The organism is Actinorhabdospora filicis, from assembly GCF_030269765.1.
Classification (GTDB): domain Bacteria; phylum Actinomycetota; class Actinomycetes; order Mycobacteriales; family Micromonosporaceae; genus Actinorhabdospora; species Actinorhabdospora filicis.
On the sequence record NZ_BSTX01000004.1, the window covers coordinates 727,688 to 740,926 of the forward strand.

A 13,239-nucleotide genomic window follows, 5' to 3' on the forward strand; every position below is an offset into this window, starting at 1 on the left:
CTCAGCCCGTGTTCCGCATTCCCGCCGCGATGCCGTTCACCGTGGTCAGCAGCGCCCGCTGGAGCAGCGGGTCGGCCTCGCCGCCGTCGCGGTAGCGGGCCAGCAGCGAGACCTGGAGGTGGTGCAGCGGCGCCAGATAGCGGTCGCGGACGGCGAAGGTGCGGCGCAGGGCGGGGTTGCCCTCCAGGAGCTGCTCGGATCCGGTCACGCGCAGGATCTCGGCCACGGTCAGCTCGTGCTCGGCCTTGACGGCGTCGAAGACCGGGCGCAGCTCCTCGTCGGCCAGGACGTCGACGTAGCGGGCGGAGATGGACAGGTCGGTCTTGGCCAGGGTCATCTCGACGTTGGACACGAAGGTCTTGAAGAAGTTCCAGCGGCCGTACATCTCGTCCAGCAGGTCGCCCAGTCCCGCCTCGCGGGCGGCCTTGAGGCCGGTGCCCACGCCGAACCAGCCGGGGACGATCTGGCGGGACTGGGTCCAGCCGAAGACCCAGGGGATGGCGCGGAGGCCGCCCAGGCCCGCGCCGGTGTCGGGGCGCTTGGCGGGGCGGGAGCCGATGTTGAGGGCGCCGAGCAGCTCGGTGGGGGTGACCGCCCAGAAGTACTCCGGCAGCCGCGGCATGTCCACAAGGGAGCGGTAGGCGGTGTGCGCCCTGGCGCTGACCTGGTCCATGGCGGCGTACCAGGTGTCCAATGTGTCCGACTGGAAGCGCGGCTCGGTGTGCAGGAGGGTCGCGCGCAGGACCGCCGAGACGGTCAGTTCGAGGTTCTCGCGCGCCAGGGCCGGCAGGGTGTACTTGTCGGAGATGACCTCGCCCTGCTCGGTGACCTTGATGGCGCCGTGCAGGGTTCCCCACGGCTGTGCCAGGATCGCCTCCAGGGTGGGGCCGCCGCCGCGGCCGACGGTGCCGCCGCGGCCGTGGAAGAGGCGCAGGTTGACGCCGTGCTTGGTGGCCACGTCGCGCAGCTGGCGCTGGGCGCGGTGGATCGACCACTGGGAGGTGGTGATCCCGGCGTCCTTGTTGGAGTCGGAGTAGCCGAGCATGACCTCCTGGACGTCGCCGCGCGCGGTCACCAGGGCCCGGTACGACGGCACCGACAGCAGGGCGTCCAGCAGGGTGTCGGCGCTCGCCAGTTCGGCCACGCTCTCCAGCAGCGGCACGAAACCGACCGACGCGCGCCCACTGTGGACGTCGACCAGCCCGGCCTCGCGGGCCAGGACCACCGCGGCCAGGACGTCGTCGATGCCCTCGGTCATGGAGATGATGTAGGACTCGATGACGTCGGCGCCGTAGCGCTTCTGGGCCGCGCGGATCGCGCGGAACACCCCGAGGGTCTTGGTGTTGCGCTCGTTCAGCGCGGTGTCCGGTGTGGACAGCGGCCGCCGTCCGGACAGCTCCTTGGCCAGCAGCGCGGTGCGCGCCGGGCGGGCGGCGTCCTCGTAGGGCGCCGACAGCCCGCCGATGCGCTCGTACATCTCGGCGATGACCGCGTGATGGGCGGCGGCGTGCTCCCGGACGTCCATGGTCGCCAGCTGGAGCCCGAAGGCGGTGATGGTGCGGATCGCGGTGGCCACCCGGCCGTCGGCGATGAGGCCGCCGTGATGGGTGGCCAGGGAATCGCGGATCAGCTCCAGATCGGCGATCAGCTCGGCCGCCGAGGCGTAGTCGCGGCCCGGACGGTGGGGCCCGTCGGCGGCGAGGCGGGCGCGGGTCAGCTCCAGGCGGGTCCGCATCGCGCGGGCCTTGAGGCGGTAGGGCTCCTCGGCGTTGACGCGGCGGAAGCGGTCGCCCAGTTCCGGCAGCGCGCGCAGGTCCGCCGCGACCGAGGCCAGCAGGGCCTCCGAGGGCTCGGCGAGGCGCTGCGAGACCGACACGTCGGCGATGACGCTGTCCAGCGCGCGCTCGGCGGCGCGGATGCCGTGCTCGTGCTGGATCAGCAGGACCTCGCGGGTCACCTCCGGCGTCACGAACGGGTTGCCGTCGCGGTCGCCGCCGATCCACGTCCCGAAGGACAGGGGACGCGCCGGGGGCGTGGCGCCCAGCTCGGCCAGCGTGCGGTTCAGGTCGTCCAGGACCTGCGGGGCGGCCTCGTTGAACAGGTCGGCCAGGTAGTAGATGGCGTTGCGAGCCTCGTCGGCGGGCTCGGGACGGTTGACGCGCACCTCGTCGGTCTGCCACAGCAGATCGATCAGCTCCGCCAGGCGCCGGTCGGTGGCGGCGGTGTCGGCGACACCGGTGACGGCCGCGTCGGCCGCCTCGGCGTCCAGCAGGTCGGCGACCGCGCGCAGCTTCGACAGGATCGACCGGCGCGCGGCCTCCGTCGGGTGCGCGGTGAACACCGGGCGGATCGCCAGCTGCGCCGCCCCCCGGGTGATCTCCTCCGGCGACAGGCCGCGCTCGCGGATCAGCCGCGCGGCGTCGGCGAGGTGCCCGCCGTCCTCGGCGCGCCGCCGCCGCAGCTCACGGGCCCGGTGGACCTGCTCGGCGATGTTGGCCAGGTGGAAGTAGGTCGCGAACGCGCGCGCGAGGCTGATGGACGTCGGCAGGTCCAGCGCCGACAGGCGCGTCACGGCCAGCTCGTCGCCGGCGCGCACCAGCTTGCGGGTCTCCTCCACCAGGTCCAGCAGGCCCTGGCCCTCCTGCCGCACCAGGCTCTGCCCGAGCAGCGCCCCCAGTCGGCGTACGTCGGCGCGAAGCGCGGCGTCGATCGCGGCGGCCTCAACAGACATGCTGGTCTCCCTCACGAAGCAGGGGGTGGACGGCGCTGTCCGCGGTCGATGGGCGAATTTTACCGGTGGCGGCCCGGCCCGGGGGTGAGGCGCGGAACACACCCGTAAGGCTTCCGTAACGGGCCTAACCCTTCCACCCCGCCCCCGGCGGTGCTGCACTGGAGACATGCTCCGCAGACTCGCGCGCAAGCCCCTGACCTGGGTGATCATCGCCGTCCTCATCGCCGGGGCCGGCTTCGGGCTCTACTGGTTCCAGCCCTGGCGGCTGTGGACGGCCAGCACCGCCCACGACGCGCTGCCGGTCGTCACCGCATCGGACTCCGCCACACCCGGACCGGTGCTGCTCGCCTCGGGGACCTTCGTCGCCCACGAGCACGAGACCACCGGCACCGTCCAGCTCGTCCGGCAGCCCGACGGCGGCGTGGTCCTGGCCATCGCCGGGCTCGCCACCTCCGACGGGCCCGACGTGCACGTGTGGCTCACCGACCAGGCCGTCACCGCCGACGGCTGGAAGGTCTTCGACGACGGATACCACCGGGAGATCGGCAAGCTCCGCGCGAACAACGGCGACCAGGTCTACGACGTCCCCGCCGACGTCGACCTCGCCAAGGTGACCAGCGTGTCGATCTGGTGCGAGCGGTTCAGCGTCTCCTTCGGGGCCGCGACGCTCGCGTAGGGGAGCGGGGTGAGGTGGGCCGGTGGTGCGCGCCACCGGCCCGCTACATGAGATGCGCCGGGAGGGGGCGGGGGATGCCGGAGGCGACGCCTTCGGACCATCAGGCCGGTCGATCGTGGCCGCGCGTGCCACTGACACCTGCTCCCGCCCACGAAAAAGGCCGGTGGCAACCCCACCGGCCCTCACACCACTGCGCCTCTCACCCCAGAACCGCGGACGGTGGCTTCGCGGGAGCTAGTTCTGCTCCTCCACCTGGGCGCGGACCTTGTCCATGTCCAGTTCCTTCACACGCTTGATGACCTCGTTGAGGCCACTCTCGGGGAGGACGCCGGGCTGGGCGAAGACGAGGATGCCGTCGCGGAAGGCCATCACGGTCGGGATCGAGGAGATCCCGGCGGCGCGGGCGAGGTCCTGCTCGGCCTCGGTGTCGACCTTGCCGAAGACCACGTCCTCGTGCTGCTCGCTCACCGACTTGTACGTGGGCGCGAAGCGCTTGCACGGGCCGCACCAGTCCGCCCACCAGTCGACCAGCACGATCCCCTCGCCGGTGATCGTCTGCTCGAACGTTTCCTTGGTCAGGTCGACGGTGGCCATGGGTCCTCCAGCTCTGGCGTCACGGACGAATACCGTCCGTGGGTATGCAACGACGTCCTCCCGATGACTATTCCACGGGAGCGGGGGCGACGGTGGTGAGCCGCGGCACTGAACCGAGCTCGCCACGAACCGCCCACCGAGGCGCTAGCGTGTCAACCACGCCGCCAAATGGGAGATTCCCGTGAAGAAGCTCATCAACACCCCCGGCACACTCCTCACCGACGCGCTCACCGGCTTCGCCGCGGCCCACCCGGCGCTGGACGTCGACGTCCGGCGGCGCATCGTCACCCGCGCACCGACCCCGGGACGGGTCTCGCTCGTCTCCGGCGGCGGCTCCGGGCACGAACCGCTGCACGCCGGATTCGTCGGGCCCGGCATGCTGCACGCGGCCTGCCCCGGCGAGGTCTTCACCTCACCCGTGCCCGGCCAGATCCACGCGGCCACCACCGCCGTCAGCGGCGGCGCCGGCGTCCTGCACGTGGTCAAGAACTACACCGGGGACGTCCTGAACTTCGCGCTGGCCGCCGAACTCGCCGACGACGACGGCATCGAGATCGCCACCGTGATCGTCGACGACGACGTCGCCGTCGAGGACTCCACCCACACCGCCGGGCGCCGCGGCACCGGCGCGACCGTCCTGGTCGAGAAGATCGCCGGGGCCGCCGCCGAGAACGGCGAGAAACTGGCCGTGGTCGCCGAAATCGCCACCGAGGTCAACGCGCGCAGCCGCTCCTACGGCGTGGCCCTGCGCGCGGGCACCGTCCCCGCCGTCGGCACACCCGGCTTCACCCTCGCCGAAGACGAGATGGAATGGGGCATCGGCATCCACGGCGAGCCCGGACGCCGCCGCGGCCCCATCGCCCCCGCCCGCGACATCGCCGCCGGAGCCCTCGACGCCATCGCCGCCGACATGCCCCTGGAGGGCGAGGTCCTCGTCCTCGTCAACGGCATGGGCGGCACGCCCCTCATGGAGCTCTACGTCATGTTCGCCGAGGTCACCGCATGGCTGGAGGCGCGCGGCGTGCGCGTGGCGCGCAGCCTCGTCGGCGACTACGTCACCTCACTCGACATGACCGGCTGCTCCATCACCGTCATGAGACTCACCGGCACCCTGCGCGATCTATGGGACGCGCCCGTCGAGACGCCCGCGCTGAGGTGGGGCCGATGATGGACGCCGCCCGCACCCGCGCCTGGCTCACCGCCGCCGCCCGCCTCATCAACGCCAACTCCGGCCACCTCACCGCCCTCGACACCGCCATCGGCGACGGCGACCACGGCCTCAATCTGCGCCGCGGCTTCGAAGCCGTCACCGCCGAAGCCACCGGCGACACCCCCGGCGCGGTCCTCAAAGCCGCCGGGAACGCCCTCATCGACGCCACCGGCGGAGCCTCCGGGCCCCTCTACGGCACCTTCTTCCGCCGCGCCGCCAAAGCCCTCGGCGACGCCCCCGAAGTCGACGACGCCGTCTTCGCCCAGGCCCTCGCCGCCGGGCTCGCCGGCGTCCAGACCCTCGGCGGCGCCGCCGAAGGCGACAAGACCATGGTCGACGCCCTCGCGCCCGCCGTCACCGCCTTCGCCGCCGGCGGCGACGCCGCGGCCGCCGCCGCCAACGGACGCGACGCCACCGAATCGATGACCGCCCGCAAAGGCCGCGCCAGCTACCTCGGCGAACGCTCCATCGGCCACATCGACCCCGGCGCCGCCTCCGCCGCCCTGCTGTTCCAGGCGCTCTGCTCGGTGACAACCGACTGATCCCGGGTACACGGCCAACCCGCCCCCGCACCGGAGGTAACCGCCCATGACCGTCGGCATCGTCCTCGTCTCCCACTCCCCGGCCCTCGCCGAGGGAACCGCCGAACTCGTCCTCTCCCTCACCGCCGGAGGCGTCCGCGTCCTGCCCGCCGGAGGCAACTCCGACGGCGCGCTCGGCACCAGCCCGCCGCTGATCCTGGACGCCGTCATGCGCGCCAACGAGGACGGCCACGGCGTCCTGCTCATCCCCGACCTCGGCTCATCGGTGCTCTCGGCCCGGCTGCTCATCGACGACCTCGCCGAAGGCGTCCTCGCGCTCGCCGACGCGCCCTTCGTGGAGGGCGCGGTGGCCGCCGGAATGGCCGCTTCCACCGGCGGTGACCTCGCCGTCGTGCAGGCCGCGGCGAAGGAGGCGTGGTCCTTCCGGAAGGACCCTGATTAAACCCTGATCGTTCGCCAGAAGGATGGCCGCGCAAAGGTTTCCGGCTACCGTCGAGGAAGGACCTCACCCCCTCCGGAGAACTTCATGCGGATTCTCGTGCTCGGCACCGGGCCGGGAGCGGCCAGCGCGCGCCAGTTCGCCCACGCACGCGGGCTCGCACTGGCACGCCACGCCCTCGACCAGGTCGGCTACATCGTCACCGACGACACGGTCAACCCGCGCGACCCGAAGCTGGTCGCGGCCAAGGCCCTGGGCATGCGCGTCATGGACGACACCGAGTTCGTCAACCAGCCCGAAGGGATGCTCCTCCCGCAGCCGCACGAGGGACACCTGGTGCCCCGGCAGCGCGGCCACCACCCGCATCCGCGCCCGACGGTCGTCGACGACGCCCTGCGCGCCCTGGGCGACGCCGCCCGCCGCGCCGACGGCAACGCCGTGCGCAACGTGCTCCGGCAGCTGTTCTCGGTGCTGTGGGCGATCTCCCCGCTGATCACCGGCGGCCTGAGCACGCCGATCATCTTCGGGCACGCCGCCGCGAAGCTGAAGTCGGTGCTGCTGGGCATCTGCACCGCCGTCTACGGCGGCATCCTGCTCGGCGTGCTCATCCTCGGCGGCATCATGGGCGGCGACCTCATCAACGGCGGGCGCGTCCAGCCGAACCCGTTCATCATCGCCGGGGTGTTCGCCATCGTCTTCGGCGGCACCGCGCACGCCTTCGCCATCCGCAAGAAGGTGTTCGCGCCCGACAAGGCCGAGCCGCAGCCGGCCCGCCGCGTCCCCACCGACGACGTGGAGGCCCGCGCGCTGGCCCGCCGCGAGCGCCGTCAGCGCGCCCGCGAGATCGCCACCGAGGACCCCGCCCTGGCCGATGAACTCGGCATCGGGCGTCCCGACCTGCGCACCGGATACGACGACGGCGGCCTCATCGACGTGAACGCGGTCCCCGCCGGGGTGCTGGCGGAGATGCGCGGCGTCGACGAGGCCACCGCCGAGAGGATCGTGGAGATCCGGGCCCTGAGCGGGCCCTTCACCTCGACCGAGGACCTGATCGTGCGCGCCGACCTCGACCCCGCCTCGCAGCGGATCGTGGAGGAGTACGCGCTCTACCGCTCCTGACTACTCGTCCATGGCCCACCAGAGCACGCCGGGACCGCGCCCGCCCTCGTCCTCGAAGGCGACCACGATCTCCCAGTCCTCGTAACCGGCGGGCTCCGCCGGCGGCTTGAGGCCCTTGCGGAGGGCGTACTCGGTGAGCTCGTCGGTGTCCATCGTCTCGGCGCGGCGGCGCAGGTCGGCCAGCAGCGCCGGCGGGCCCTCGACGGGACGGTCGTAGTCGTCTTCCATGCGCACAGTCTCGCAAAAGCGCGGGCCGGACCCATCGAGGTCCGGCCCTTCACGGTTACTCGACGGTGACCGACTTCGCCAGGTTGCGCGGCTGGTCGATCTCCAGCCCCAGCGCGCCGGCCACCTCGCAGGCGAAGACCTGCAGCGGCACCGCCGTCAGCAGCGGCGCCAGGAGCGTCGGCACCACCGGCACGTACACCACCTCGTCGGCGTGCGGGACGACGGCGGTGTCGCCGTCCTCGGCGACCGCGATGACCTTCGCGCCGCGCGCCTTGACCTCCTGGATGTTGCTCACGACCTTGTCGTGCAGCAGGCCCCGCCCGCGCGGCGAGGGCACGATCACCACGACCGGCGTGCCGTCCTCGATCAGCGAGATCGGGCCGTGCTTGAGCTCACCGGCGGCGAAGCCCTCGGCGTGCAGGTAGGCCAGTTCCTTGAGCTTCAGCGCGCCCTCCAGCGCCACCGGGTAGCCCACGTGGCGTCCGATGAACAGGACCGGCTGCACGCCCGCCAGGGACCGCGCCAGCTCTCGCACCGGGTCCATCGCGGCCAGCACGGTCTGGATCTTCTCCGGCATCGCGGCCAGTTCGTCCAGGATCGCGGCGACCTCGTCGGCGTACTTCACGCCCCGGATCTGCGCCAGGTGCAGGCCCACCAGGTAGCAGGCCACCAGCTGCGTCAGGAACGCCTTGGTGGACGCCACGGCGACCTCAAGACCGGCGCGGGTGTAGAGCACGGCGTCCGACTCGCGCGGGATCGTCGAGCCGACGGTGTTGCTGATGGCCAGCACGCGCGCCTTCTGCTCCTTGGCGTGGCGCAGCGCCATGATCGTGTCCATGGTCTCCCCGGACTGGGAGATCACGATGACCAGCGTCGAGCGGTCCAGGACCGGGTCGCGGTAGCGGAACTCGCTGGCCAGCTCCACCTCGCAGGGCAGGCGCGTCCAGTGCTCGATGGCGTACTTGGCGACCAGGCCCGCGTGGTACGACGTCCCGCAGGCCACGATGAACACCTTGTCGGTGTCGCGCAGGTCCTGGTCGGACAGCCGGACCTCGTCCAGCGCGATCTCGCCGGTGGCGGTGAAGCGGCCGCGCAGGGTGTCGCGGACGGCGGTGGGCTGCTCCTCGATCTCCTTGAGCATGAAGTGCTCGTAGCCGCCCTTCTCGGCGGCGTCGGCGTCCCAGTCGACGGTGTAGGGCGTGGCGTCGGCGGGCAGCCCGTCGAAGCCGGTGACGGTGATGCCGCCGCGGTCGATGGTGACGATCTGGTCCTGGCCGAGCTCGACGGCCTCGCGCGTGTACGACAGGAACGCCGACACGTCGGAGGCCAGCCAGTACTCGCCCTCGCCCTTGCCGACCACCAGCGGCGAGTTGCGGCGGGCGCCCACGACGGTGCCGGGGTCGAGGGCGTCGACGGCGAGGAGGGTGAAGGCGCCGGTGAGGCGGCGGCAGACGCGCGTCATGGCCTCGGTGAGCCCGGCGCCGGACGCCAGCTCGGCGGCCAGCAGGTGCGCCGCGCACTCGGTGTCGGTGTCGGAGGCGAACTCCACGCCCGTCGCCTCCAGCTCGGCGCGCAGGACGGCGAAGTTCTCGATGATCCCGTTGTGGATGACCGCCACGCGCCCGTCGGCGCTGCGGTGGGGGTGGGCGTTCCGGTCGGTCGGGCCGCCGTGCGTGGCCCACCGGGTGTGGCCGATGCCCACCGTCGCGTCCCGGGGGACCGCCTCGGACTCGGCGAGCGCCTTGTCCAGGTTGCCCAGTTTCCCGGCGCGCTTCTCCACGTAGAGGCCGCCGCCGTCGGGCAGGGCCACGCCCGCGGAGTCGTAGCCCCGGTACTCAAGGCGCCGGAGGCCGTCCATCACGACATCGAGCGCCTGTCGCGCTCCCACGTATCCCACAATTCCGCACACGGCCGCGACTGTACCCCAGTTTCAAGCAAAGTGCTTGCGCGGATGGGGGGTGTTCACGCACGCCTCTTGAGCGCGAAATGCGAAGTGGCTTTACAGTTCGGCAATGAACGGCGCCTACGGTGGGCCGATGCCGCTCTCGCTCGTCCCCATGACCCCGGCGCACGCCGAGGATGTTCTGGCCGTCTACGCCGCCGGGATCGCCACCGGCCACGCCACCTTCGAGACCGCCACGCCGTCCTGGGCCGACTTCGACGCCGCCCGGCTCCCCGCGCACCGCTTCGTGGCGCTGGACGGCGTGGTCGCCGGGTGGATCGCCTGCTCGCGCAAGTCGGCCCGCCCGGCCTACGCGGGCGTGGTGGAGCACTCGGTCTACGTGCGTCCCGGGTACGGCGGCAGGGGGATCGGGGGTGAGTTGCTGCGGGCGTTCATCGCGTCCACCGAGGCGGCCGGGATCTGGACGATCGAGACGGCGGTCTTCCCCGAGAACACCGCCAGCCTGGCCCTGCACCGCCGTTTCGGGTTCCGCGAGGTCGGTGTGCGCGAGCGCATCGGGATGCTCGCCGGACGGTGGCGCGACACCGTTCTCATGGAAAGACGCAGCCCGGTCGTGGCCTGAGCCGCTTAATCTGGATCCATGGCCTTAGCGCTCCGGACGTTTTCGTGAGGCCCCTGGACGCGTCCGAGCGGACGCCCATGGGGCCCTTCCTGCCCCTCGCCGAGCTGGGCGCGGGGCGCCTCGCCGTGACCTTCCTCGGGCGCGGGCCCGACGGGCGTCCCGTCGCGCTCAAGGCCGTGCGGGAGCAGCTGCTGGCCGAGCCGGGGTTCGTGCACCGGCTCGCGCGTGAGGCCGCCGCGTCCCGGCGGGTGACCGGTGGGCACGTGGCCGCGATGGTGGCCGCCGGTGAGGACTGGCTGGCCGCCGAGTTCGATCCCGGCCCCACCCTCACCGAGGCGCTCGCGCAGGGGCCGCTGGCCGAGGACGACGTCCTGCGGCTGGCCTCGGGGCTGGCGCGGGCGCTGGTGGAGATCCACCGCGCGGGGACCGTCCACCGCGATCTGAAGCCCTCGAACGTGCTGCTGGCCGACAACGGCGTGAAGGTCTGCGACTACGGGCTCGCACGCGTCTTCCAGGGCCCGGTGACGCCCGCCTACTCCGCGCCGGAGCAGATCGCCGGGCGGGCGGTGACCGCCGCCGCCGACGTGTGGGCGATCGGCGTCCTGCTGGTGGAGGCGGCCACCGGGGTCAACCCGTTCGCCGGGACGAGCGTGCAGGCCGGGTACAAGATCGCCAATGTCTCCCCGGACCTGTCGGGCCTGCCCGCGAGCGTGCGGAAGGTCGCCGAGCGCTGCCTGGACAAGGACCCGCGCAAGCGGCCCACGCCCCGCCGCCTGCTGGAGCTGATCGGGCCGGAACCGGCCGGGCGGCCGTGGCCGCCGCACGTCCACCGCATCGCCGCCGCCCGCCGGGTGGAGGCCGAGGCGCTGCTGCACGGCCTGGAGCCCGAGGACCCGCCCGCCGAGCGGCGCTTCGTCCCCGGCGGCCCGCCGCCGCGCCGCCGCACCGGCATCGCGGTGACCGTCGGGGCCGGGCTGCTGGCCGCCGTGCTGATCACCATCGCGCTGGTGGCGGGCGGGCGCGGCGGCGGGCCCTCGGGCGCGCCGGACGTCGCCGACTCCTCCACACCCGCCGAGACGCCGTCCTTCGACGCCGTGCACGCCGGGCAGTGCGTGGTGAACGTGGGCGGCGAGTCGGCCCCCGCGCTGCGGGTGGTGTCGTGCCAGGACGGCGCCTTCGAGGTGGACAAGGTGGTGCCCTCGGCCGACTCCTGCGACGGCCCCTGGAACGTGACGTTCCCGGAGGAGAAGGTGACGGTGTGCCTCTGGTACCTGCACCCGAACGGCGACGCCTACCGCGCCAAGGCCGGTGACTGCGTCAAGGAGCGGGACAACGTGTGGTCGCGCACCGAATGCGAGACCGGCGAGTTCTCCGTCGTCGACCGCTTGGGCGGCACCGCCGACAGCGGCCAGTGCCGCCGGATGCGCTCCATCGACCGCAGTCCCCGGTTCGTGGTGGACGGCGTGACGGAGCTGGACGTGGTCCTGTGCCTGTCGATGAACTACCCCGACGCGATGGGCCACGCGCCCGTCGGCACGTGCCTCATCGCGAAGGGCAAGGAGGGCGCCTGGCGCTTCGAGTTCGCCGACGACTGCGCCATCGCCAACGCGGTGGTGACGGGCCGGACGCCCGGGGTGAACCAGGTGGGCTTCTGCGGCGGCGACGGGTCGGTGAGCTGGGCGCCGCCGAGATACCCGGATCTGGGGTACACGGTCTGTTTCCGGTGGCAGAAGTAAGGGGATTCGCATTCGTCCCTTTCTTTGATCTTCCGGCGCCTCTAGGGTTTCCACCACACAGGCGTACCCGGGCGGGCCGCGCGCCCGCTCCCGAGAAGCAGAGGGGACCGCACATGCAGATCGATGCCGAACGCATCAAGCGGGCGTCCGCCAAGATCGAACAGGTCGGCGACGACGCCCACGACTACTTAGGGCGCATGACGGGCCCCATGGACGCCGCGGTCAAGAGCATGACGGGCCTGGCGGGCACGGCGACCCTCCAGCAGCTCCTGACCACCCTCGACAAGCGCGTCGCGGCACTGGCCACCGAGTCGCGGTCGCTGTCGGCGACGATCAACACCGCCGTCGACAACCACGTCGTCAACGACGCCGAACGCGCCGCGCAGCTCAAGGCGCTCAGCCCGGCCGGCGGAGGGCGCTGACATGGTCGACTTCCGGCACCTGCGCGACATGGCGGTCGAACCGCTCCACGAGTTCGCCGGCCAGGCCCGCAAGATGGCCTCCGAGCTGGAGCGCTTCAACACCGAGACCGACCGGCAGCGCCTCGCGATCGCCGAGGCCTGGTCCGGGCTGGACGCCTCGGCCGCCGACCGCTCGCTGGTCCTGTCCGCCACCGACTACCGCAAGACCTCCGAGCACTACGGGCAGCTCGACACGATCATCACCACCCTCGCCGACGAGCTGAACGCCGCCCGCCAGACCCTGGAGTCGGCGATCGCGAACGCGCCCTCGATCCCCGGCACCGTCAACGACGCCGGCACCGTCCGCGTCAACGTGTCCGCACTCGGTTCCAACCCGGCACCGGCCGCCGTGAAAGCGGCCGAACTGCGTGCGCGCCAGGTCGCCGCTCAGATCAGAGCGGCCCTCCAGGCGGCGACCAACGCCGACCGCAAGGCCGACACCGCGCTCAAGGCCGTCCACCCCCAACCCCCGCGCAAGCTCCCGACCACCGTCCACGTCGGCGACCTGACCCTCGCGCAGCTCAATAACGCCGAGACCATCGTCGACGTCGGCACCCGCCTCGGCATGAGCGACAAGGGCAAGGCCATCGCCCTCGCCACCGCGCTCCAGGAGAGCAACCTGCGCAACCTGGCCAACACCCGCATGCCCGACTCGCTGACCGTGCCCAACGAGGGCGTCGGCAAGGACCACGACTCGGTCGGGCTGTTCCAGCAACGGCCGAGCCAGGGCTGGGGCACCATCCGGGAGTGCATGGACCCCGACCACGCGGCCACGGCGTTCTATAACGAGCTGAACAAGGTCAAGAAGTTCGAGGACCTGGATTTGACCGTTGCGGCACAGCGGGTGCAGCGATCGGCGTATCCAGATGCGTACGCGAAGTGGGAGAGCTTGGCGAACGAGATCGTGCAGGCGAAGAAGTGAAGTAGGGAGGGGCGGGCCGCCCGGGGTGGGGCTTGGGTGGCTCTGGGCGGCCCCGG

13 protein-coding genes are annotated in these 13,239 nt (G+C 72.2%); 9 read left to right on the forward strand and 4 right to left on the reverse strand.

All coding sequences use genetic code 11. The features are described 5' to 3' along the window. Position 1: 1 nt before the first annotated feature. A complete protein-coding gene (gene ppc, locus QSK10_RS28450; protein WP_285666273.1) occupies positions 2 to 2,731 on the reverse strand; it encodes a phosphoenolpyruvate carboxylase in 2,730 nt (909 codons plus the stop codon). Positions 2,732 to 2,897: 166 nt separating this feature from the next. Here ppc and QSK10_RS28455 point away from each other — a divergent pair, with 166 nt between their 5' ends. Next, a complete protein-coding gene (locus QSK10_RS28455; RefSeq protein WP_285666274.1) occupies positions 2,898 to 3,407 on the forward strand; it encodes a DM13 domain-containing protein in 510 nt (169 codons plus the stop codon). Between the two features lie 234 nt (positions 3,408 to 3,641). Here QSK10_RS28455 and trxA read toward each other — a convergent pair whose 3' ends face one another. Further along, a complete protein-coding gene (gene trxA / locus QSK10_RS28460) occupies positions 3,642 to 4,001 on the reverse strand; it encodes a thioredoxin (RefSeq protein WP_285666275.1) in 360 nt (119 codons plus the stop codon). Positions 4,002 to 4,182: 181 nt separating this feature from the next. Here trxA and dhaK point away from each other — a divergent pair, with 181 nt between their 5' ends. The 4 genes from dhaK (at position 4,183) to QSK10_RS28480 (ending at position 7,311) form a co-directional block, all read left to right on the forward strand. Further along, positions 4,183 to 5,169, forward strand: coding sequence for a dihydroxyacetone kinase subunit DhaK (gene dhaK, locus QSK10_RS28465; protein WP_285666276.1), 987 nt, complete (start codon positions 4,183 to 4,185; stop codon positions 5,167 to 5,169). Then, positions 5,166 to 5,753, forward strand: a complete 588-nt coding sequence (dhaL, locus tag QSK10_RS28470; protein WP_285666277.1) for a dihydroxyacetone kinase subunit DhaL — start codon at positions 5,166 to 5,168, stop codon at positions 5,751 to 5,753. Before dhaK ends, dhaL begins: the two co-directional genes overlap by 4 nt. Before the next feature lie 46 nt (positions 5,754 to 5,799). Beyond that, the gene (gene dhaM, locus QSK10_RS28475) at positions 5,800 to 6,195 is read left to right on the forward strand and encodes a dihydroxyacetone kinase phosphoryl donor subunit DhaM (RefSeq protein WP_285666278.1); all 396 of its coding nucleotides are present in this window, start codon (positions 5,800 to 5,802) and stop codon (positions 6,193 to 6,195) included. An 84-nt stretch (positions 6,196 to 6,279) separates the two neighbouring features. Beyond that, positions 6,280 to 7,311 (forward strand): ComEA family DNA-binding protein, encoded by a 1,032-nt coding sequence (locus QSK10_RS28480; protein ID WP_285666280.1) that lies wholly within the window; start codon positions 6,280 to 6,282, stop codon positions 7,309 to 7,311. Here the strand turns inward: QSK10_RS28480 and QSK10_RS28485 are convergent, their stop codons facing one another. Further along, complete coding sequence (locus QSK10_RS28485; protein ID WP_285666282.1) at positions 7,312 to 7,539, reverse strand: hypothetical protein; 228 nt, start codon at positions 7,537 to 7,539, stop codon at positions 7,312 to 7,314. 55 nt (positions 7,540 to 7,594) lie between these two features. Further along, positions 7,595 to 9,448, reverse strand: coding sequence for a glutamine--fructose-6-phosphate transaminase (isomerizing) (gene glmS / locus QSK10_RS28490; protein WP_285666283.1), 1,854 nt, complete (start codon positions 9,446 to 9,448; stop codon positions 7,595 to 7,597). A gap of 103 nt (positions 9,449 to 9,551) precedes the next feature. Here glmS and QSK10_RS28495 point away from each other — a divergent pair, with 103 nt between their 5' ends. The 4 genes from QSK10_RS28495 (at position 9,552) to QSK10_RS28510 (ending at position 13,183) form a co-directional block, all read left to right on the forward strand. Further along, a complete protein-coding gene (locus tag QSK10_RS28495; RefSeq protein WP_285666285.1) occupies positions 9,552 to 10,064 on the forward strand; it encodes a GNAT family N-acetyltransferase in 513 nt (170 codons plus the stop codon). A gap of 44 nt (positions 10,065 to 10,108) precedes the next feature. Beyond that, positions 10,109 to 11,800: a serine/threonine-protein kinase gene (locus tag QSK10_RS28500; protein WP_285666287.1), complete on the forward strand. Its 1,692-nt coding sequence runs from the start codon at positions 10,109 to 10,111 to the stop codon at positions 11,798 to 11,800. Positions 11,801 to 11,913: 113 nt separating this feature from the next. Further along, complete coding sequence (locus QSK10_RS28505) at positions 11,914 to 12,222, forward strand: hypothetical protein (protein ID WP_285666288.1); 309 nt, start codon at positions 11,914 to 11,916, stop codon at positions 12,220 to 12,222. Between the two features lies 1 nt (position 12,223). Further along, on the forward strand, positions 12,224 to 13,183 hold the full coding sequence (locus QSK10_RS28510; protein WP_285666290.1) for a hypothetical protein: 960 nt from the start codon (positions 12,224 to 12,226) through the stop codon (positions 13,181 to 13,183). Positions 13,184 to 13,239 lie beyond the last annotated feature (56 nt).

Bases quoted from the DNA above. Each gene is read 5' to 3' on its own strand.
- ppc (WP_285666273.1), bottom strand. From the start codon at position 2,731: ATGTCTGTTGAGGCCGCCGCGATCGACGCCGCGCTTCGCGCCGACGTA.
- QSK10_RS28455 (WP_285666274.1), top strand. From the start codon at position 2,898: ATGCTCCGCAGACTCGCGCGCAAGCCCCTGACCTGGGTGATCATCGCC.
- trxA (WP_285666275.1), bottom strand. From the start codon at position 4,001: ATGGCCACCGTCGACCTGACCAAGGAAACGTTCGAGCAGACGATCACC.
- dhaL (WP_285666277.1), top strand. From the start codon at position 5,166: ATGATGGACGCCGCCCGCACCCGCGCCTGGCTCACCGCCGCCGCCCGC.
- dhaM (WP_285666278.1), top strand. From the start codon at position 5,800: ATGACCGTCGGCATCGTCCTCGTCTCCCACTCCCCGGCCCTCGCCGAG.
- QSK10_RS28480 (WP_285666280.1), top strand. From the start codon at position 6,280: ATGCGGATTCTCGTGCTCGGCACCGGGCCGGGAGCGGCCAGCGCGCGC.
- QSK10_RS28485 (WP_285666282.1), bottom strand. From the start codon at position 7,539: ATGGAAGACGACTACGACCGTCCCGTCGAGGGCCCGCCGGCGCTGCTG.
- QSK10_RS28495 (WP_285666285.1), top strand. From the start codon at position 9,552: ATGAACGGCGCCTACGGTGGGCCGATGCCGCTCTCGCTCGTCCCCATG.
- QSK10_RS28505 (WP_285666288.1), top strand. From the start codon at position 11,914: ATGCAGATCGATGCCGAACGCATCAAGCGGGCGTCCGCCAAGATCGAA.
- QSK10_RS28510 (WP_285666290.1), top strand. From the start codon at position 12,224: ATGGTCGACTTCCGGCACCTGCGCGACATGGCGGTCGAACCGCTCCAC.